Annotated in this window: 17 protein-coding genes; 6 read left to right on the top strand and 11 right to left on the bottom strand. The window is 45.7% G+C overall.

Annotated features, from left to right (window positions below):
- Nucleotides 1–21: 21 nt before the first annotated feature.
- Nucleotides 22–1,230: a M20 metallopeptidase family protein gene (locus C7457_RS07035; protein WP_121171463.1), complete on the bottom strand. Its 1,209-nt coding sequence runs from the start codon at nucleotides 1,228–1,230 to the stop codon at nucleotides 22–24.
- Nucleotides 1,231–1,296: 66 nt separating this feature from the next.
- Here C7457_RS07035 and pyrE point away from each other — a divergent pair, with 66 nt between their 5' ends.
- The 3 genes from pyrE to C7457_RS07020 all read left to right on the top strand — a co-directional run bounded on the left by pyrE (nucleotide 1,297) and on the right by C7457_RS07020 (nucleotide 4,618).
- On the top strand, nucleotides 1,297–1,890 hold the full coding sequence (gene pyrE / locus C7457_RS07030) for an orotate phosphoribosyltransferase (RefSeq protein ID WP_121171461.1): 594 nt from the start codon (nucleotides 1,297–1,299) through the stop codon (nucleotides 1,888–1,890).
- Nucleotides 1,891–1,900: 10 nt separating this feature from the next.
- The gene (locus C7457_RS07025) at nucleotides 1,901–2,875 is read left to right on the top strand and encodes a polyprenyl synthetase family protein (protein ID WP_121171459.1); all 975 of its coding nucleotides are present in this window, start codon (nucleotides 1,901–1,903) and stop codon (nucleotides 2,873–2,875) included.
- 69 nt (nucleotides 2,876–2,944) lie between these two features.
- Entirely contained in the window at nucleotides 2,945–4,618 is a 1,674-nt protein-coding gene (locus C7457_RS07020) for an oxygen-binding di-iron domain-containing protein (protein ID WP_121171456.1), read from the top strand.
- A gap of 5 nt (nucleotides 4,619–4,623) precedes the next feature.
- On the opposite strand, the gene C7457_RS07015 is transcribed toward C7457_RS07020, so the two are convergent.
- The gene (locus tag C7457_RS07015; RefSeq protein ID WP_121171454.1) at nucleotides 4,624–5,598 is read right to left on the bottom strand and encodes a GDP-mannose 4,6-dehydratase; all 975 of its coding nucleotides are present in this window, start codon (nucleotides 5,596–5,598) and stop codon (nucleotides 4,624–4,626) included.
- A gap of 73 nt (nucleotides 5,599–5,671) precedes the next feature.
- Here C7457_RS07015 and smc point away from each other — a divergent pair, with 73 nt between their 5' ends.
- Nucleotides 5,672–9,169, top strand: a complete 3,498-nt coding sequence (smc, locus tag C7457_RS07010; RefSeq protein WP_121171452.1) for a chromosome segregation protein SMC — start codon at nucleotides 5,672–5,674, stop codon at nucleotides 9,167–9,169.
- A 31-nt stretch (nucleotides 9,170–9,200) separates the two neighbouring features.
- Here the strand turns inward: smc and C7457_RS07005 are convergent, their stop codons facing one another.
- The 8 genes from C7457_RS07005 to C7457_RS06970 all read right to left on the bottom strand — a co-directional run bounded on the left by C7457_RS07005 (nucleotide 9,201) and on the right by C7457_RS06970 (nucleotide 16,039).
- Entirely contained in the window at nucleotides 9,201–9,377 is a 177-nt protein-coding gene (locus C7457_RS07005; RefSeq protein ID WP_121171450.1) for a ferredoxin family protein, read from the bottom strand.
- A 23-nt stretch (nucleotides 9,378–9,400) separates the two neighbouring features.
- The gene (locus tag C7457_RS07000; protein ID WP_121171448.1) at nucleotides 9,401–9,580 is read right to left on the bottom strand and encodes a ferredoxin family protein; all 180 of its coding nucleotides are present in this window, start codon (nucleotides 9,578–9,580) and stop codon (nucleotides 9,401–9,403) included.
- Nucleotides 9,581–9,592: 12 nt separating this feature from the next.
- The gene (frr, locus tag C7457_RS06995; protein WP_121171445.1) at nucleotides 9,593–10,150 is read right to left on the bottom strand and encodes a ribosome recycling factor; all 558 of its coding nucleotides are present in this window, start codon (nucleotides 10,148–10,150) and stop codon (nucleotides 9,593–9,595) included.
- Entirely contained in the window at nucleotides 10,147–10,869 is a 723-nt protein-coding gene (gene pyrH, locus C7457_RS06990) for a UMP kinase (protein WP_121171443.1), read from the bottom strand. The genes frr and pyrH overlap by 4 nt, the downstream gene beginning before the upstream one ends.
- 68 nt (nucleotides 10,870–10,937) lie before the next feature.
- Nucleotides 10,938–11,534, bottom strand: a complete 597-nt coding sequence (tsf, locus tag C7457_RS06985) for a translation elongation factor Ts (protein ID WP_121171441.1) — start codon at nucleotides 11,532–11,534, stop codon at nucleotides 10,938–10,940.
- Between the two features lie 11 nt (nucleotides 11,535–11,545).
- The gene (gene rpsB, locus C7457_RS06980) at nucleotides 11,546–12,271 is read right to left on the bottom strand and encodes a 30S ribosomal protein S2 (protein WP_121171595.1); all 726 of its coding nucleotides are present in this window, start codon (nucleotides 12,269–12,271) and stop codon (nucleotides 11,546–11,548) included.
- A gap of 245 nt (nucleotides 12,272–12,516) precedes the next feature.
- Nucleotides 12,517–14,064 carry a hydantoinase B/oxoprolinase family protein gene (locus tag C7457_RS06975; protein WP_121171439.1) on the bottom strand — a complete coding sequence of 516 codons (1,548 nt, stop codon included), beginning with the start codon at nucleotides 14,062–14,064 and terminating at the stop codon, nucleotides 12,517–12,519.
- Nucleotides 14,057–16,039 carry a hydantoinase/oxoprolinase family protein gene (locus C7457_RS06970; protein WP_121171437.1) on the bottom strand — a complete coding sequence of 661 codons (1,983 nt, stop codon included), beginning with the start codon at nucleotides 16,037–16,039 and terminating at the stop codon, nucleotides 14,057–14,059. Before C7457_RS06970 ends, C7457_RS06975 begins: the two co-directional genes overlap by 8 nt.
- A 58-nt stretch (nucleotides 16,040–16,097) precedes the next feature.
- Here C7457_RS06970 and C7457_RS06965 point away from each other — a divergent pair, with 58 nt between their 5' ends.
- The gene (locus C7457_RS06965; protein WP_121171435.1) at nucleotides 16,098–16,763 is read left to right on the top strand and encodes a ubiquinone/menaquinone biosynthesis methyltransferase; all 666 of its coding nucleotides are present in this window, start codon (nucleotides 16,098–16,100) and stop codon (nucleotides 16,761–16,763) included.
- Between the two features lie 71 nt (nucleotides 16,764–16,834).
- On the top strand, nucleotides 16,835–18,073 hold the full coding sequence (locus C7457_RS06960) for a cytochrome c3 family protein (RefSeq protein ID WP_245939610.1): 1,239 nt from the start codon (nucleotides 16,835–16,837) through the stop codon (nucleotides 18,071–18,073).
- A 22-nt stretch (nucleotides 18,074–18,095) separates the two neighbouring features.
- Here C7457_RS06960 and C7457_RS06955 read toward each other — a convergent pair whose 3' ends face one another.
- Nucleotides 18,096–18,890, bottom strand: coding sequence for a sulfite exporter TauE/SafE family protein (locus C7457_RS06955; RefSeq protein ID WP_170137381.1), 795 nt, complete (start codon nucleotides 18,888–18,890; stop codon nucleotides 18,096–18,098).
- Nucleotides 18,891–18,936: the final 46 nt, after the last annotated feature.

Here is an 18,936-nt window from a genome sequence, read left to right as displayed (position 1 = left end):
TTTGATGAAAATGATTTTCAATTAGCTGTGAGTGATAAGCCACTGAAGGGCTAGATAGCTCTCAACTGCAACACCGACCGGTAGGGCATCCTCGTCTACGTCAAAGCGGGAGTTGTGGAGAGGGTAAACTGTTCCCTTCTCCTCGTTCCGACTTCCAAGCCTTATGAAGGTTCCGGGAACGTACTGTAGGTAAACTGAGAAATCCTCTCCTCCCATCGTAGGCCTATCAAGGATGATGACTCTTTCTTCACCAAGGAGTTCCCTCATCTTTCCAATTACAAATAGAGTGACCTTTTCGTCGTTTATTAAAGGAGGAGTTCCCTCCTCAAACTCAAACTCGTAATTACCTCCGTAGGCTTCACTAACCCCCTTCAGAGTTCTGTTTATTAACTTTGGGAAGTTTTCCCTAACTTCGTTGCTTAGAGCTCTAACAGTACCTTCAAACCTAACCTCATCTGGAATGACGTTCTCTGCAAATCCGCCCTCTATCTTTCCGATCGTTAAAACTGCAGGTTCTAAAGGGTCAACGTACCGGCTGACTACGTGGTGGAGGGAGGTTACTGCCTGAGCTGAAATTAAAACAGGGTCTATCCCTTGATGGGGACGGGAGGCGTGAGTACTTCTACCCTTTATCTTTACTCTGAATACGTCGGAGGAAGCTAAAAAAGGGCCGGGCTTTGTTCCAACGTAACCTGTGGGAAGGTCTGGGAAAACGTGAAGTCCAAAAATTGCCGAAACTTTCGGGTTTTCAAGGACTCCATTTTCAACAAGCCACTTTGCACCCTTACAGTCGTGCCTCTCCTCACAGGGTTGAAATATTAGCTTTACGTTCCCGTGGACCTTCTCTCTCAGTTGACACAGGACTTTAGCTGTTCCAAGGAGCATTGCCGTGTGGGCATCGTGGCCGCATGAGTGCATAACTCCCTTTATTTTTGAAGCGTAAGGCTTTCCAGTTTTTTCCTCGGTCGGAAGGGCGTCCATGTCGGCCCTTAAGGCAACCGTTGGCCCCTCCTTTTTCCCCTTTATTAAACCGATAACTGCAGTTGAACCAGCAAAGTTCTCAAGAACTTCATCAACTCCGAATTCCTTTAACTTATCGGCGACGAACTCTGAAGTATTGAACTCCCTTCCTGAGAGCTCCGGGTACATGTGAATATGCCTTCTCCACTCAATAACTTCGCCTTTTATGTCCTCTGAGAGTTTAAGAACTTCATCTTTTAGGTTTTCCATTTTGGCTCCTTGAAAGAAGTCATTCGCAAATTTAAAATTTAACCCTACTAAATGTCGGGAGGACAAATGTTAACAGAGGATAAGATAAAGGAAATTTTCCTGAAAGCAGATGCTTTCTTACAGGGGCACTTCCTCCTTTCAAGCGGACTACACAGTCCTTACTACCTCCAGTGTGCAAGGGTTCTCCAGTACCCTAAGTATTCAGAAATCCTCTGTAAGGAGCTTGCAAGGAGAATTAAGGAGAAGGTAAGTGATTTTGACTTCGTTATAGCTCCTGCAATCGGCGGGATAATAGTTTCTTACGAGACCGCAAGGCACTTGGGAGTCAGGGGAATCTTTGCAGAGAGGGTTGACGGAAGACTAACTTTAAGGAGAGGCTTTGAGATAAAGCCTGGTGAAAGGGCCGTTGTTGTTGAGGATGTTGTAACGACTGGAAAGTCTACGAGGGAGACTATAGAAGTTGTAAAGTCCCACGGAGGAGAAGTCGTAGCAGTTGGAAGTTTAGTTGACAGGAGTGGCGGAAAGGTTGACTTTGGAGTTCCGTTTACAACTCTCTGGAGGTTAGAGGTTCCGGTTTACCAGCCTGAGAACTGTCCCCTGTGTAGGGAAGGAAAGGTTCCGCTTGTAAAGCCTGGAAGTAGGAATATTCCTTTAAAGTAAAAGGAGATAGATGAAAATTTTTAAGCCTTTTGAGGTAGTTAAAGAGGAGCTCTTAAAGGCAGAGGAGTTCTCAAGGGAGCTCCTTAACAGCAAAGTTGACCTCGTTTTAAGGGCCGGCGGTTACATCCTTGACAGCGGAGGAAAGAGAGTAAGGCCCGGTTTAACAATTGTTTCAGGAAAGCTCGTAGATGCTCCCCTTGAAAGGTTAATTCCCATTGCAACCGTAATGGAGTACATGCACACGGCTACACTTTTACACGACGACATAGTTGATGGAGCGAAGCTGAGAAGGGGAAGGCCTTCTGCTAACGTGGTTTTTGGGAATGACGTTGCGGTCCTAGTTGGCGACTACATGTTTGCAAAGGCAATTTACGTCTTGGCAGTTTACGGTGGGGAGGAGGTCCTAAAGGTTGCCTCAAAGACTGTTCAGGATATGGCTGAGGGGGAGCTCTTTCAGCTTGAAAAGATAGGGGATGTGAACTTAACTGAAAGTGAGTACTTTGACATAATCTACAAGAAGACTGCATCCCTCCTTTCAACCTGCTGTGAGTGTGGGGGGATAGTTGGAGGGGCAAAAGAAGAAGAAAGAAAGGCCCTTAAAGACTACGGGACTTTTATAGGTTATGCATTTCAGCTTGTTGATGATGCCTTTGACTACGTTTCAGACGAAAGGACGATTGGAAAACCTGCTGGAAACGATATAAGGGAAGGGAAGGTTACGTACCCTCTCCTCTGGTCTTTAAAGCGGGCAACTGAAGGGGAAAGGCAAGAAATAGAGAAAGTTTTGAATAACCCAAACCCTTCAAAGGAAGAGGTAGAGTTGGTTAGGAACTTCGTCCTTGAAAGGGGAGGAGAGAGGGCAACCTTAAAACTTGCCAGGGAGTACGTTGAAAGGGCAAAGGAGAGCTTAAAAATCTTTCCCGATTCAAAGTTTAAAGAGGCTCTATACGAAATTGCCGATTTTATAGTATCCCGGAGCCTTTAAATGTTTAAAAGCAGGTATTTTCCACTAGTATAATGTTTCACATAAATAACCTTTAAATGGAGATTCAAAATGTCACAAAATCTAGACTTAACAAAACCTATAGAGCTCGGTCCAGAGGTTTTCTGGGTAGGGTACGTTGTTCCTAACGACCCATTCCAGTGTCACACCTACCTAATTAGGAACGGTGAAGAGTCCATTCTGATAGACCCGGGAAGTATGATAACTTTCCCGATAGTTTTAGAGAAAATTTTAAAGCTGGTAGAGCTCAAGGATATAAAGTACATAATATTCCACCATCAAGATCCCGATATAACCGGTTGCTACAACATTTTAGAACAGTTATTCCCTAACCCCTCTAAGGAGAGGTTTGCAGTAACCCACTGGAGGGCAAAAACTCTGCTTAAACACTACAAGTGGAAGACCCCTTTTTACTTGGTCGATAAACACGACTGGAAACTCCAGGCCGGAGATAGGCTTTTAGAGTTCGTCTTTACACCCTACGCCCACTTTCCCGGAGCCTTCTGTACTTATGACCCTAAGAGTGAAATACTCTTTTCAAGCGATATCTTTGGGGCCATATCCGATAAGTTCCAGCTCTTTGCTACCGACGATGAAGAGTACTACCAAGGGGTTGAGCTTTTCCACAAACACTACATGCCAAGTAGTGCAATTTTAAACTACGCCCTTGATAGAATAATGGAGAAAAACCCTAAATTAATTGCCCCACAACACGGAAGTATAATAAAGGAAGATATGATTATTCCGGTAGTTAACAGGCTTAGAAAGCTTGACTGCGGCCTCTTCCTCCTTCAAAAGGGGGCTGAGGACATCAAAATCCTCAATAAAGTTGATGAATTACTGAAAAAACTGATAAGGAACATACTCTCAAAGAGCAACATTAAAACCCTTTTACTGGAAGTTTTCCAAATTCTAAAGAGTGAAATTCCTCACCTCTCAAAGCTTGTTATAGTTTCAGATATACCGATAGACCACAAGAACTTCCTGTTAGAGGTAACAGATAAAAAGGTTGAGCTTGTTTTCATCCCGAAAGATTACGAACTTAAAAACTTTTCGTTCAGGGGAATTTTGGAAACAGAAACAAGGAAGATAGGTACCCTCTACCTCTTTTCCGAGAAAAACTTAAGCCGTGAAGAGCTTAAGTTCCTTGACCTCCTTTACAGTCACATAAAGTATCCATTATCCATAAGCCTTGAGAAGGAGTTAACAATTGAAGCTCTGACGATAAAGAGCAAGATTTTAGAGGAACACGTCTTCAAAGATCCCCTTACAGGTCTACACAATAGGGCATACTTAAAGCGTTGCCTTGAGAGTATGGATAAGGACAAGCCTGTGTCAATTATAGTAATAGACATTGATCACTTTAAGTCAATAAACGATACCTACGGCCACCAAATTGGAGACTGTGTACTGAAGGAGCTGGCCAAAATTTTAAGGTCAAACTTTAGGGAATCTGACTGCGTAATCAGGTACGGCGGAGAGGAGTTCTTAGTAGTCCTGAATAACTGCGACTTAGAGACCGCCTGTAAAAAGGCAGAAAAGTTGAGGAAGGAAGTTGAAGAGCACACCTTCTGTAAGGAGGAGGGGCTTAACCTAAAGGTTACTATAAGTGCCGGTGTAAGGCAGGTTCTAAACTTAGAGAACTTTAAGGAGGAGTTTGACAAGGCTGATAAGGCCCTATACAGGGCCAAGGAAACCGGCAGGAATAGAGTGGTTTGTATTTAAAAACCTTACGGGAGGGGGATTTCCTTTACGAAATTCCTGTTTTCCTTGTGCCACTCTACAGTTCTCCTTAAACCTTCCTCAAGGGGAACTTTAGGTTCCCAGCCTAAAATTTCCCTTGCCTTTGTTATATCGGCCCACGTTGCTTTAAGGTCTGCCTTATGGAAAGGTTTGTAGATGATCTCCGCCCTCTTGCCCAAGTAATCTTCTATTAGCTTAATGACCTCTTTCAGCTGGTGGGGTTGATTACCACCGAGGTTTATTATCTCGTAGCCGGTCTCTGTCTCGTAAGCCCTTACTGTTCCCTCTGCTATGTCGTCGACGTAAGTAAAGTCCCTACTTTGGGTTCCGTCTCCGTAAACAGTTATAGGAGTTCCCTCATCTATCCACTTTATAAACCTGAAGATGCACATATCGGGCCTTCCTGCCGAGCCGTAAACCGTAAAGTAGCGAACAACTGTAACGTCAAAGCCGTAGAGGTAGTGGTAGGTGTAGGCCATGACCTCTGCACCCTTTTTACTTGCAGCGTAGGGGGAGATAGGAGTGTTAACTGGGAGGTCTTCCTTAAAGGGCATCGGCTGGCCTGCGTAGAGTGAGGAGGTTGAGGCAAGGACAAACTTCCTTATTCCAAACTCCCTCATGAGTTCAAGGAGGTTTAAAGTTCCCATAGTGTTAGTTGATGTGTAAACGAAGGGATTTTCTATGCTGTACCTTACTCCTGCCCTTGCTGCTAAGTTTATTACACCTCTGATTTCGTTATCCTCAAAGATTACCCTCAAAGCTTCAAGGTTTTCTATATCAACCTTGTAGAACTTGAAGTTTTCATATTCTTTTAAAGTGTTTAGCCTGTACTCCTTTAACCTCGGGTCGTAGTAGTCGTTAAGGTTGTCAACTCCGATTACACTGTAGCCCCTTTTAAGGAGCTCCATTGCCGTCTTAAAGCCTATAAAACCGGCTGCACCGGTTAAGAGAACGCTTTTCACTTCAGCCCTCCGTGCTATTTTCAGTTGATGTAATATTACACTACTTGAGCGGAAGAACTAACTGGAGGAATTGATGATAAGAACCCTAAAACTAAAGGGTTTTAAGTCCTTTGCGGACGAAACGGAGATAAGGTTTACGGACGGAATAAACTGTATAGTAGGTCCCAACGGCTGTGGGAAGAGTAACGTAGTTGATGCCCTTAAGTGGGTAGTTGGAGTGACGAGCGCTAAAGGAATGAGGGCGGATACTATCAAGGACGTGATTTTTAAGGGTTCTGAGGGGAGAAGGCCTGCAAGGAGCGCTGAGGTAAGTATCCTGATTGAGCAGGACGACCTTTTTTCAGGAGGAAGCGGCCTTACGGAGGTAAGAAGGAGGATAAACTCTAAAGGAGAGAGCGAATTCTTAATAAACGGTAGGAAAGTAAGGTTAAAGGACGTCCACCAGCTCTTTACATCTTTAGGCCTTGGAAATAGGGACTACGCATTCCTTGAGCAGGGGCAGATTGACAGGATTCTCAGGATGAGGCCTTCCGAGAGGAAGGTTCTAATAGATGAGGCCGCCGGAATAACGGCTTTTAAGGAGAAGAGGGAAGAGACCTTGAGGGAGCTTGAGGAAGCCCAGCAGAACCTTGAGAACGTAAGGGGCGTAATAGACGAAGTTGCAAAGAACTTAAGGAGCTTAAAGAGTCAGGCTGAGAAGGCAAAGAGGTTCACAGAGCTTAGAAAGAGAGAAAGGGAGCTGGAGCTCTCCCTCCTCGGATATCAGCTTAAAAAGGTTAGGGAAGAGAGGGCAAAGCTTGAGGGGAGTATAAAGGTTTTAAGGGAGGACAGGAGCTCTCTCTTGAAAGAGGTTGCCTCTCTTGAGAACTCCCTTGAGGAGGAGAGGAAGGAGCTTGAGGACTTAACCCAGCAGGTAAAAGAGCTCAGCAAGGAACTCTTTGAAGTTGAAAAGAGTAAAAAGGAGGCCTCAGTAAAGAAGGACTTCCTTGAGAGGGAGATTGAGAGGCTTGTAAGAGAAATTGAGGACAGGAGAGTAGAGAGGGAGGAGAAAGTAAAGAGGTTGGAAGTAATAAAGGGGAAGCTCCAAGACCTCTGCAGGCTTGAGGAGAGCCTCCTAAGGGAGGTTGGGGAGATAGAGGGAGAGGAGAGGAAGTTAAGGGAGAGTTTGAAAGAGGTTGAGGATAAGAGGAGAAAGATTGAGAACGAAAAGTTAAAAAAGAGTAGGGAGGTTTCAGGGGTTAATGCTCAGATAACTAAGCTACAGATGAACCTTGCAAGGGAAGAGGAAAGGGGAAGTTCCCAGAAGAGGTTCCTTGAGAGGCTTCCTTCTGAAATAGCCCAGATTGAAAGGGAGATTGAGTACTACTCCTCCCAGTCCGATAGGATTAAAGGAGAGATAGAGAAAATTAAAGGTGAAATAGAGAGTAAGAGAGCCGAACTTAAAGAGAGGAGAGAAGAGAGGGAGGAAATCTTAGAGAGGTTAAACGACTTTGAGGAGGAGCTCTCAAGGAGGAGGAGGGAAGTCTACCAGCTCAGGGCGAAAGTTGAAAGCACGAAAAAAGTACTTTCATCAATTAACGTTGGAAAGCTTGAGGAGAAGATTATAAAGAGCGGAAAGGCCGGGAAGGTAAAGGGATTTATCGGTCCGATAGTCAACCTTATAGAGGTTGAGCCTGGATTTGAGAAGGTCGTTGAGAGCTTCCTCTCACGGCTTGGAGCAGGGATTGTAGTTAAGGACTTTGAAACTGCAGTCTGGATAGGAGAGAGGATAAGGGGAAACGGGAGGATCTACATTCTATCGGCATCGGTTAAGGAAATTGAGACTCCAGAGGTTGAAGGAGCGGTTAAGTTAGTAGATAAAGTTAAGCCGAAAGATGAAAGAGTTAAAAAACTCCTAAAATCCCTCTTTTATAAGGTTTACTATGCCCCTTCAAATGCCCACAGGCTAGCAGAGGAAAATCCGGATTCAATCTTCGTTGATGAAAACCTCAACCTCATTTCTGGAAAAGGCTCTCTCGTAGGGAAGTTTGGTGGAAGTTCACTTTTAGAGCTTGAGAGGAAGCTTAAGGAGACCGAGAGTGAACTTAAGGAGAAGGAAGGAGAGTTAAAGGAGTTTGAAGGAAAGGGGAGCTCCATCAGAAAGGAGTTAACCGAAGTTGAGGAGGAAATAGAACTTCTGAAGGAAAGGATAAGGGAGAAGGAGAGCCAGCTCTATAAACTTGAAGTTAAACTCAGCGAAAACCAAAAGAGGTTAAAGGAGGTAAAGAGGAAGAGGGAGGAGCTCCTTGAAAAGAGGAAAAAGGCTGAGGAAATTCTCTCTTCGTTTAGTAGGAAAATAGAGCTCTTTAAGGAGAAGATATCTCAGCTTGAGGAGAAAAGGAAAGAGTTACTCAAAGAGCTTGAAGGACTTGAAGAGGAGCTGAAAGGAGTTGAAGGAAGGGAGAGGGAGTTAAGGGAAGAGCTCTCAAAACTCTCCTCTAGAAAGGGTGTTCTCCTTGAGAAGTTGAGGAATTTGAGGGAGAAAAAGAGGGGAAAAGAGGGGGCTTTAAAGGCTATCAGGAAGGAGATAAACCATTTGGACGATAGGATATCAAAGGAGGAGAGGGAACTTGAGAAGGCTAAGGAAGCCTTAAAGAAAGCGATAGAGATTCTCTCAGGAGTTGATGAGGGGATAGAGGAGATAAGGAGGGAGCTCTCAGAGGTAGAAAATAAGAGAAACGGACTCCTTGAGCTAATAAGGGGTAAAGAGGAGGCCTTAAAGCAGAGGAACAAGGAACTCGGAGAGGTTTCAAAGAGGTTAAAGGAGACAGAGGTCTCCCTTGCGAAGCTAACGGTTCAGGAGGAGGAGTTAGTAAAGAAGGTACTGGATCTTGATTCTTCCGTTTCAGAGGCCCTTGAGCTTGGAGAGAGGGTAGAGAGTGAGGAGGAAGTAAAGAGGGAGTTGATTAACCTAAAGGAGAGGTTAGGGAAGATTGGAGCAGTTAACCTACTTGCAATTGAGGAGTATGAGAAGGTAAAGGAGAGGTACGGCTTTATCCTTGAGCAAGAAAGAGACCTAATTGAGTCAATAAAGAACCTTAAAGAGGCTTTAAAAAAGCTTGACGATGAGATAGAAAAGCGCTTTATCTCAACCTTTAGTGCCGTTAACAGGCACTTTAAAAACACGATTAAGAGAATCTTCGGTGGTGGGAGCGGAAGGCTCTACCTTACAAGTTCTGAAATCAGTGAGGCAGGACTTGAAATAGAGGTTAGGCCGCCGGGGAAGAAACACTCAAACATTAACCTCCTCTCGGGAGGGGAGAGGACTCTCGTTGCAATTGCCTTCCTCTATGCCCTCTACTCAGTTAGACCTGCTCCCTTTCTCGTCCTTGATGAGGTAGATGCTGCCCTTGACGACGCAAATACACTAAGGTTTACAGAGCTCCTTAAGCAGATGGCAGAGGAGACTCAGGTGATAATAATTACACACAACAAGATAACTATGGAAGCTGCAGACGTAATCTACGGGGTAACTATGGAAGTTCCTGGGGTATCAAAAGTTATTGGAGTATCCTTTGAGGCTTTAGTTTAAGAAGGGGGCAAAAGCCCCCTTTTTGACAAAGTTATTCTGCAGAGATAGCGTCTGTAGGGCATACTTCGGCGCAAGCTCCGCAGTCAATGCACTCGTCCGGATTGATTACGTACTTTCCGTCGTCCGTTGGGCTGATGCAGTTTGTAGGACATACCTCGGCGCAAGCTCCACAGCCGATGCAAAGTTCTGGGTTAATCTTGTGTGCCATAGTCTTCCTCCTTTAGGTATAGTTTAGCCCTCTGGGGAGATTGCATCTGTTGGGCAGACCTCTACGCAAGCTCCGCAGTCAATACAATCTTCAGGCCTTATATAGTACTTTCCATCTTCTGTTGGCTCAATACAGTTCGTTGGGCATACTGAAGCACAGGCTCCACAGCCAATGCAGAGTTCAGGGTCAATCTTGTGTGCCATAACTTTCCTCCTTTAAACTGTAAGGATTTCCTCCTCCTTCTTCTTAAGGAGGGAATCTACCTCTTTGGTGAACTTATCTGTAATCTTCTGTAGGTCGTCTTTTGCTCTCTTAATGTCGTCTTCAGAATACCCGCCCTCCTTCTTAAGTTTGTCAAGCTCTTTAATTATCTCGTGGCGGATATTCCTTATGGCAATCCTTGCCTGTTCTGCCATCTTACCGGCCTTCTTAACAAGCTCCCTCCTCCTTTCCTCAGTTAACGGAGGAAGGATAACCCTTATGATGTTTCCGTCCCTTTGGGGCTGTACTCCTAAGTCCGATTCCCTTATTGCCTTTTCAATGTTTGGAATAACGGAAACGTCCCAAGGTTGAATAACGATCTGGTTTGACTCAGGAACTGATAGTTGGGCAATCTGCTTTATTGTCATAGTTGAACCGTAGTAGTCAACCTTTATATCCTCAACTAAAACGGTAGAAGCCCTACCGGTCCTTAGTCCCCTAAACTCCTCCTTGAGGACTTCTACAGCCTTCTTCATTCTCTTTTCGGCATCCTTCAGTAGCTGGTCAATCATAGCCCCTCTCCTTCTACAAGTGTTCCTACGTCTTCTCCGAGAACTACCTTCTTCAAGTTTCCAGGTTTACGAACGTCAAAAACGATAATTGGAATGTTGTTCTCCATGCACAGGCTAACTGCTGCTGAGTCCATTACCTTTATACCATTTGTAATTACTTCTTTGTAAGACAATTTGTCAAGCTTTTTTGCACTCTTATCCTTAACGGGGTCTGCAGTGTATATACCGTCAACTTTTGTAGCTTTTAAGAGAACATCAGCGTTAATCTCCGCAGCCCTCAAAGCTGCGGCCGTGTCGGTTGTAAAGAAGGGGTTCCCAGTTCCGGCTCCAAAGATCACAACCCTTCCCTTCTCAAGGTGCCTTATCGCCCTTCTCCTTATGTAAGGTTCGGCAATCTCCCTCATCTCTATCGCAGTTAAGACTCTCGTCTGGAGCCCTTCCTTCTCAAGGGCATCCTGAAGGGCAAGGGCGTTTATGACTGTTGCTAGCATTCCCATGTAGTCGGCAGTAGCCCTATCCATTCCCTGAGTAGCTCCAGAAACTCCCCTGAAGATATTACCACCGCCTATAACTATTGCTATTTGAGCTCCAAGGTCTGCAACTTCCTTTATCTCCTGGGCAAGCTTCCGGAGGAACTCAGGATCTATCCCATAGTTCTTACTGCCCTGAAGGGCCTCACCGCTCAACTTTAGGAGTATCCTCTTATACTTTAACCCCATTTCACCCTTCTTCAATAAGATTAGTTCTTGATTATAAAAAAAGCCCCGCTTAAAGCGGGGCCGTTTAATTACTTACCAACTTCAAACCTTGCAAAGCGGCGGACTTTGATGTTCTCTCCAAGCTTTGTAATGTAGTCGGTAATTAAATCCTTGATTGTCTTGCTGTCGTCTTTAATCCAAGGCTGCTCAAGGAGGCACTTTTCAGAGTAGAACTTAGCAAGCCTTCCCTCAACGATTTTCTCAACTATGTGCTCAGGCTTACCTTCAGCCATTGCCTGCTCTTTAAGAACTTCCTTTTCCTTCTCAACTACTTCAGGGGGAACGTCCTCCCTGCTTACGTACTCTGGAGCCATTGCAGCAATTTGCATTGCAATCTCGTGACCAAGCTCCTTGAATGTCTCGTTCCTTGCAACGAAATCTGTTTCACAGTTGAGCTCAACTAGAACTCCTACCTTTCCTCCACCGTGAATGTAGGAGAAAACCGCTCCTTCAGCAGTAGCCCTTTCGGCCTTTTTGGCGGCCTTTGCAGCTCCCTTTTTCCTAAGTATCTCAACTGCCTTCTCAATATCGCCGCCTGCTTCAACAAGGGCCTTCTTGCAGTCAACTATTCCAGCTCCAGTTTTCTCTCTGAGCTCCTTTATCATCTGAGTTGTTATCTCAGCCATCTTTTCCCTCCTTACTCTTCCTCTGGTATAAAGTCTGCCTCTTCTCCTTCTGCAAGCTTAACGGCCTCTCTTCTCATCTTCCCTTCAAGAACGGCGTCTGCAATCCTTGAGGTGAGGAGCCTGATAGCCCTTATAGCGTCGTCGTTTGCTGGAATTGGAATATCAACGAGGTCCGGATCTGCGTTTGTATCAACGAGGGCCACTATTGGAATTCCAGCCTTCCTTGCTTCCCTAACTGCGTTCTCTTCCCTAACGATGTCAACGATGAAGAGGGCATCTGGGAGGCGGTTCATGTTTTCAATTCCGCCAATGTACTTCTCTAACTTTTCCTTTTTACGCCTTAGCTTAACCGCCTCTTTCTTTGGAAGCTGGTCAAAGACACCTTCCTCTTCCATCTTTTTGAGCATCTTCAGCTTAAATACAGACTTCCTGATAGTCTGGAAGTTCGTAAGGGTACCACCGAGCCATCTCTTGTTGACGTAGAACATTCCACAGCGCTCGGCCTCTTCCTTAACGATGTCCTGACCCTGCTTCTTTGTGCATACGAAGAGAACTTTCCCTCCGTTTGCAACAAGGTCGGCGATGTAATCGTAGGCCTTCTCAAAGTACTGGAGGGTCTGCTGAAGGTCGATGATGTGGATTCCGTTACGCTCTGTAAAGATAAACTTCTTCATTTTGGGGTTCCAGCGCTCCTTCTGGTGGCCAAAGTGAACCCCTGCCTCAAGGAGCTCCTTCATAGTTACTCTCTGGCCGGGAGGCCTCGGCTTAAAAGTTTCCTGTGCAGGTGGTGGAGTTTGCTCCTGCGGTTGTTGCTGAGTCTCTCTGATCTCTTCGCTCATTCTTTATCCTCCTATAAGGGTTTTCCCTCCCGGGCCTTCACCCTCAGGGAGAACCCCCTCTTAAAAGGAGCACCCATCCCTGAGTCTGGCCCGGTGAGTTTTCAGGTGGAAATATATAAAAAGGTTCTGTTATTCGGAAGGGTTTAAACTTTCTTATGACCCCAGCCACCCCCACCGGGGGTCTCTATCCTAACTCTCTGGCCCGGTTTTACGGTTATTGTGAACTTTGAAGGGAGCTCCACAACCTCTCCGTTTTCCTTGATTAAGAGGTTCTTTCCAGGCTTTCCAGGTAAACCTCCCATTAGACCGTAAGGCCTGTGAACTCTCCTTTCAGAGATAACTGTTAGCTCAACTTCTTCTTTAAAGAGGATTTCCCTTACTATCCCGTCACCTCCCCGCTTCAGCCCTTCTCCTCCTGAGTTTTCCCTTATCCTGTAGGCGGTAACTTCAACAGGGTAGTATAGTTCTAGGGCTTCAACGGGAGTGTTTAATGTGTTAGTCATGTGGGTCTGAACTGCACTCTCTCCGTCGGCTTCAGGGTGAGCTCCAGCACCACCTCCAATAGTCTCGTAGTAAGTGAATCCCTTTCCTCCAAAGGAGAGGTTGTTCATAGTTCCCTGGCTTGCTGCAGGAATCCTCTCAGGAATAGCCTTTGAGAGGGCCCCCAGTAGAACGTCAACTAACCTCTGGGAAGTTTCAACGTTACCTGCAGAGACGGCACTTGGAAAGTCTGCATCAACAATAGTCCCCTTTTTGGTAATAACCTCTATCGGCCTCAGAATCCCTTCGTTTGGAGGAACGTCATCTCCTGCAAGGCACTTAAAGACGTAAAGGGTTGAGGAGAGGGCTATTGCCCTAACGCTGTTTATACTTCCTCTACTCTGGGGGTAGGAGGGGGAGAAGTCAACAACTGCTCTATCCCCTTTTATGGTTAAAAGGACGTTTATTCTAAAGTCTCTCCCACCTACTCCGTCGTCCTCCATAAAGTCGCCAAACGTGTAGGTTCCATCTGGAATTTCAGATATAAAGCTCCTAATCATTCTCTCTGAGTAGTCAAGGAGAGCTTCCCCCATAGCCTCAAGCTTTATAGGAGAGTACTTTGAAAGGAGCTCTTTTAGTCTCCTAATTCCTATTCTGTTTGCCATTACCTGAGCTTTAAAGTCTCCCTCTCTTTCAACAGGGGAGCGGGAGTTGGCTTTTAAGAGCTCTAAAAAGTCCCTGTTAATCTCTTCTCCCACAACCCCTTTTACGGGAGGAATTACAAGCCCTTCCTGAAAGAGGGAAGTTGAAAGGGGCATTGAGCCGGCACTAACTCCTCCGACGTCCGAGTGGTGGGCCCTGTTTGCAACGTAAAATAGGAGCTCTCCCTCGTAGTAAACTGGAGCTACGACTGTTATATCCGGAAGGTGAGTTCCTCCCCTGTAGGGATCGTTTAATACAGCCATATCTCCTTCTTCAAGTTTGAGGGCCTTTATAACTTCCTTTACAGAGAGGGGCATTGAGCCAAGGTGAACAGGTATGTGGGCGGCCTGAGCAATTAACCTTCCGTGCCTGTCAAAGATTGCACACGAAAAATCCCTTCTCTCCTTTATGTTAGGGGAGAAAGCCGTTCTCTGAAGGACTGCTCCCATCTCCTGCGCAACTGCACTAAATAGGTTGTTGAATATCTGGAGCTCCACAGGATCAACCATTCTCTACCTCTAATATCAGGTTTTTAAACCTATCAATCTTTAGATTGAAACCGGGAGGAACTAGGGTAGTTGAGCTGTACTCTACTACTACGGCCGGGCCTTCAAAGGAACAGCCCGCCGGGAGTTTCTCCCTGTCAACAACCGGGGTCTCAATCCACTCTTCGTTAAAGAAGACCTTCTTAACCTTTAGGATGGCTTCGTTTGGAAGGGAACACTCCCTTACTTCAAACTCCTCAACCTCCGGCTTTTCCACCCTTCCGATAACCCTTAACCTGCAGTTAACTACTTCAATTCTTCTATCGTGGACGTAGCCGTAGAGCTTCTTGTGTTTCCTCTTAAACTCTTCAACGAAGTTTTTACAGAAGGGAACGCTTATTTCAAATGACTGGCCTTCAAACCTAACGTCAAGTGACGGTTCAAAGGTTATCTCTTCAGGTTTAAATCCCTCCTCCTCCATCTCTGAAATTGCCCTTTGGGCCAACCTATCAAGGTGTTTCTGGAGTTCTTCAGGATTTGCCTCTTCTTCCTTCTTCATAACTGTTATTGAGTAGTCTTTTATAACGTCTGACATTACCATTCCAAAGGCTGAAAGGAGACCGGGGTTTCTTGGGACTATAACTTTCGGTATCTTTAAGGAGAGGGCAAGGAAGGGCGCGTGGAGACCTCCTGCTCCACCGAAGGTAAAGAGGGAGAAGTCCTTCGGGTCGTATCCCCTCTCAATGGATATTACCCTTACTGCCCTCTCCATAGTTGCGTTTGCTACCCTTAGTATTCCGTCTGCGAGCTCAACGGGAGTTAAACCGAGCTCTGAGGCCATCTTACTGAATGGCTCTTCAAGGAGCTCCCTCCTCAGCCTCATCTTCCCGCCCAGGAAGAAATCTTCGTCAAGTCTTCCAAGATAAAGGTTTGCATCTGTTATGGTTATCTCCTTTCCACCTTTACCGTAGCAGATAGGTCCTGGAGAAGCTCCTGCACTCCTCGGTCCTACCCTCAGTGAACCTCCCCTGTCAATCCAGGCTATTGAACCTCCTCCGGCTCCTACGGTGTGTATGTCTATAACCGGAACTGCAACCGGAACTCCCGAGATCTTAAAGGAAGTGGTAATTTGTGGTCTTGAGTCAACGAGTGAAACGTCGGTTGAAGTTCCTCCCATATCAAAGGTTATTAGCCTCTCAAAGCCTGCTAACTTCCCTAACTCCCAAGCACCTATAACACCTCCTGCAGGGCCTGAGAGAACAGTTCTAACCGGCTGCTCCTTTGCAGTTTCGGAGGAGATTACCCCTCCGTTTGACTGCATTATCCTGAGGGTATCCTCTCTTTGTAAGTTCTCCTCAATAAAGGAGATATAGCCCTTCATTTTCGGCATGACGTATGCGTTCACCGTTGTAGTTGAAGCCCTCTCGTACTCCCTGAACTCTGGGAGAATTTGACTTGATATTGAGACCATAAAACCCTTGCTTTCAAGGATTTCCTTCACAAGTTCCTCGTGGGCTGGATTGAAGAAGGAAAAGAGAAAGCACACTGCTACAGACTCTACTTTCTTTTCCTTTAAGACTTCGGAGAGTTTTTCAACTTCTTTTCTATCAATCTCTTTAGTTACCTCTCCTCTGCTGTTAACCCTACAGTCAAGGCCAAAGGAGAGCTCCCTTTTGACCAAAGGTTCAGGTTTCTTCACCTTCAGGGAGTATAGGAAAGGTCTGTCCTGCCTTCCTATGAGGAGGAGCTCCTCAAAGCCTTTGTTTGTAATAAAGGCTGTCTTTGCTCCCTTCCTCTCAAGGAGGGCGTTTGTGGCAACGGTAGTCCCGTGGGTTATTCTTCTCCTCTCTCCACCGATTTCCCTTAAACCCTTTAAAATTGCCTCAGCCGGATTTTCGGGAGTTGAGAGGACCTTTAAGACTCTCCACTTACCGTCCTTTTTATAGATGAAGTCGGTAAACGTTCCGCCGGTATCAACTCCTACTATAACTTCTTCCATACCTCTCCCCTCTTTTCAATGTTAAACTTAGGAAAAACTTAATCTTAATGGTAAAGGTATGGAAAAGAGACAGCCTGTTGGAGTTGAAATTTTTGACAGGATAGCCGAGAGGTACGATTCAATATCCACCTTCCTCTCACTCGGGATTATAAAGAGGTGGCAGAGGGAATTAGTTAGAGGCCTTGAAAAACCGGGCTTTGTCCTTGACCTTGCCTGCGGAACTGGAGACGTTGGAGCTCTCGTTAAAGGGAAATCAAAGGGGGTAGTGGGCCTTGACTATTCTCTGCCTATGTTAAGGGTTGCAAAGAGAAAGTACCCTGAAATCCTCTTCGTTAGAGGAGATGCCCTAAGAACGCCGTTTAGAGACGGAACTTTTGACACTGTTTTAATCTCACTTGCCCTTCGCCACTTTGAAAGGCCGAAAGAGGCCCTCTCTGAGGTTAGAAGGATTTTAAAGGAGGGGGGTAGGGTAAGGATCCTTGAAGTTTCAATTCCAAAGAACCCTGTTTTGAAGGGCCTCTTCATAACTTTCCTAAAGAGGGTGATGCTACCTCTAGGTAAGGTTCGCTCAAAGGCAGACGTTACGAGGCACCTCTATGAGACTATAGTCAACTTTCCCCACTACGAAAAGCTTATAGAGCTCTCTAAGGAAGTGGGATTTAAAGAGGCCAGCTATAGAACTCTCATGGGGGGACTGGCGACGATTTACTCATTAAGAGGATAATTGATTATAATACGATTTTGAATCGCTTATTTTAAACCTTCCTTTAGGTCTTATAGGGGTAGGAGGATATGGTGAAAAGGCTAATTTTAACGGCAGCAGGGCTTTCTGCTTTTGCCCTATCCGGCTGTGGTGGAGGTGGAAGCGGAATTGCTGACCCTGACGTTTACTATAGGGACTTTGGAGTAAACGTAGCGGTAAGGAGCTCTCCTTACCTAACTAAGGAGAACCACCCAGACGGCTGGGGGCAGCCAAACTGCCTTCTTTGTCACCAGGGATTTAAACATACAATGGCAACCCCTTCGTTTCCAACACAGGCGTACCAAAGTCTGATTGAGAGGGCAGTCTCAAAGGTTGGAAAGGAGAAGGCAATAAACGTATGTTCAGCCTGCCATGGAACGAACGGAGTAGAGGGTGTTAAGAGGAACTGTCTGGTCTGCCACGATTCAATAGATAAGCTTCACTTTTACAAGAATACATCCTCCAGGAAGCAGTCCTTCCACGACTTTAACGGAAACGAGAAGATTGACGATGGGGACTGCGTAGTATGCCACTGGCAGTCCGACATGGATGGAATCGTTGAGCCAGACACCGACCTTGGAGCTCTAAACGGAGTCCATCCCAGAAAGGTTAATGACCTGTGTTTAACCTGCCACTCAGCTACAGGCCCAGAAATATTTAACTCTCCAGTAGCAGATACCGACGGAGACGGAAAGGCCGATTCCCTCTTAACTCCTTCAAAACTTCCTCCGGATATAGAAACTCCTTGGAATAACAACGACTGGCACGGTCAAAACTCCTTTACTTCAGAAAGGTTGTTTGAGGAAATAACCCTTTCAGGGGAGCTCCTGTTCCACTCAAACCACTCTCCCCTTGTCTGCTCCCAGTGCCACAACCCCCACGCTTCAAACAACGATAAGTTAATTGTAGAGAAGGTAGGAGAGACTTTAATTTCTGAGAAAGTAGTTAGGCAGGTTGACAACACCTCTGAGGTTAAGTACGCAGTAATTGACCCACAGGTAACAGCTTACTTTAAAGACCTTTCATTCTCAGGGATAGTTACAGCAAAGGATAGGACTTACGACCTCTCTAAAGCTGAAGACCTAAAGGCCTTCATGAACTTGCCGGTTAAAAACCTTGACCAGGTAGACGTTAAAACTGCTAGGGCTTACACTTCGTCCCTATGTGCTGCATGCCACTCCGGTAGTTACTACTCACCGGTAAATAACCTTTCCCTCCCAAAAGACGTTGAAACCCACGGGGGATCCAACAACGAATGTACACAGTGCCACGTCCACGGTCACACCTTCTAATGGGGAGGAGTCTCTCCTCCCTTTAACTTATTAGGATTTTGATCCCTATTAAAACCATAAAAACTCCAAAGCTCCTCTTCAAGTGGCTTTGGCTGATTCTCCTTAAAAGGTTCAGTCCCAAACGGCTACCGACCAGAGAGCCCAGCGAAACTAAGAAGGTTGCAGGAAGGTAAACGTACCCTAACTGGTAACTTAGAACTTTTTTGGCCGGGACAACCATGTAGAGGAGAGTTCCAAAGAGGGCGTTGAGGAAAGATGAAAGAGAAGCGGCAGCAACAACCTTTTCAACCGGCAGTGAAGAGAAGGAAAAGAGGATCGAATTGACAACAACCCCCCCTCCTATACCGAAGAGGGAGCTGAGGAAGCCCGAGATAAAGACGGAAAGCCTTACTATACCCTCTCCTCCCCTACTCAAGTGAGCTTTCTTAATTTCCCCTTTTAGGAAATTTCTAAAACCTAACACTATTAAGAGAGCTCCAAACAACTTCTTTAAAGCCAAGGCCGGTATAAACTTGGCCAGGAAAACACCCAGGGCAACGGCTGGAGCTGAGAAGAGGCCTAAAGTTAAAATGTCCTTCAAACGTAAACTTCCCTTTAAGAGGTGAGAAAGGGATGTAAAGAGAGTTGTAAAGGCTATTACAGATAGGCTTGTTGCAACTGAGAGCTTTACTGAGAGCCCCTCCTCAACTCCAAAACTTCTAAAGAGAATCCAGAATACGGGAACCAGTATAACTCCACCGCCTATTCCAAAGAGACCTGCAGCAAAGCCGGAGAAGACTCCGGCAAGGAGCAAAAGGGAAACCTCAAAAAGTTCCAACTACTTGACCTCATCTTTAATTATTAAATCAGCCTTACTCTATAAT

It is taken from the genome of Thermovibrio guaymasensis, from assembly GCF_003633715.1.
GTDB classification, from domain to species: domain Bacteria; phylum Aquificota; class Aquificia; order Desulfurobacteriales; family Desulfurobacteriaceae; genus Thermovibrio; species Thermovibrio guaymasensis.
The sequence above is the reverse complement of the archived record's forward strand: the minus strand, read 5'-3'. Positions and strand labels throughout refer to the sequence as shown.

Coding starts and splice junctions, on each gene's coding strand:
- C7457_RS06965 (WP_121171435.1), top strand. CDS start 16,098: ATGGAAAAGAGACAGCCTGTTGGAGTTGAAATTTTTGACAGGATAGCC.
- C7457_RS07020 (WP_121171456.1), top strand. CDS start 2,945: ATGTCACAAAATCTAGACTTAACAAAACCTATAGAGCTCGGTCCAGAG.
- C7457_RS07005 (WP_121171450.1), bottom strand. CDS start 9,377: ATGGCACACAAGATTAACCCAGAACTTTGCATCGGCTGTGGAGCTTGC.
- smc (WP_121171452.1), top strand. CDS start 5,672: ATGATAAGAACCCTAAAACTAAAGGGTTTTAAGTCCTTTGCGGACGAA.
- C7457_RS07035 (WP_121171463.1), bottom strand. CDS start 1,230: ATGGAAAACCTAAAAGATGAAGTTCTTAAACTCTCAGAGGACATAAAA.
- rpsB (WP_121171595.1), bottom strand. CDS start 12,271: ATGAAGGAGCTCCTTGAGGCAGGGGTTCACTTTGGCCACCAGAAGGAG.
- tsf (WP_121171441.1), bottom strand. CDS start 11,534: ATGGCTGAGATAACAACTCAGATGATAAAGGAGCTCAGAGAGAAAACT.
- C7457_RS06975 (WP_121171439.1), bottom strand. CDS start 14,064: ATGGTTGATCCTGTGGAGCTCCAGATATTCAACAACCTATTTAGTGCA.
- C7457_RS07000 (WP_121171448.1), bottom strand. CDS start 9,580: ATGGCACACAAGATTGACCCTGAACTCTGCATTGGCTGTGGAGCCTGT.
- C7457_RS07025 (WP_121171459.1), top strand. CDS start 1,901: ATGAAAATTTTTAAGCCTTTTGAGGTAGTTAAAGAGGAGCTCTTAAAG.
- pyrH (WP_121171443.1), bottom strand. CDS start 10,869: ATGGGGTTAAAGTATAAGAGGATACTCCTAAAGTTGAGCGGTGAGGCC.
- C7457_RS06970 (WP_121171437.1), bottom strand. CDS start 16,039: ATGGAAGAAGTTATAGTAGGAGTTGATACCGGCGGAACGTTTACCGAC.
- pyrE (WP_121171461.1), top strand. CDS start 1,297: ATGTTAACAGAGGATAAGATAAAGGAAATTTTCCTGAAAGCAGATGCT.
- frr (WP_121171445.1), bottom strand. CDS start 10,150: ATGATTGACCAGCTACTGAAGGATGCCGAAAAGAGAATGAAGAAGGCT.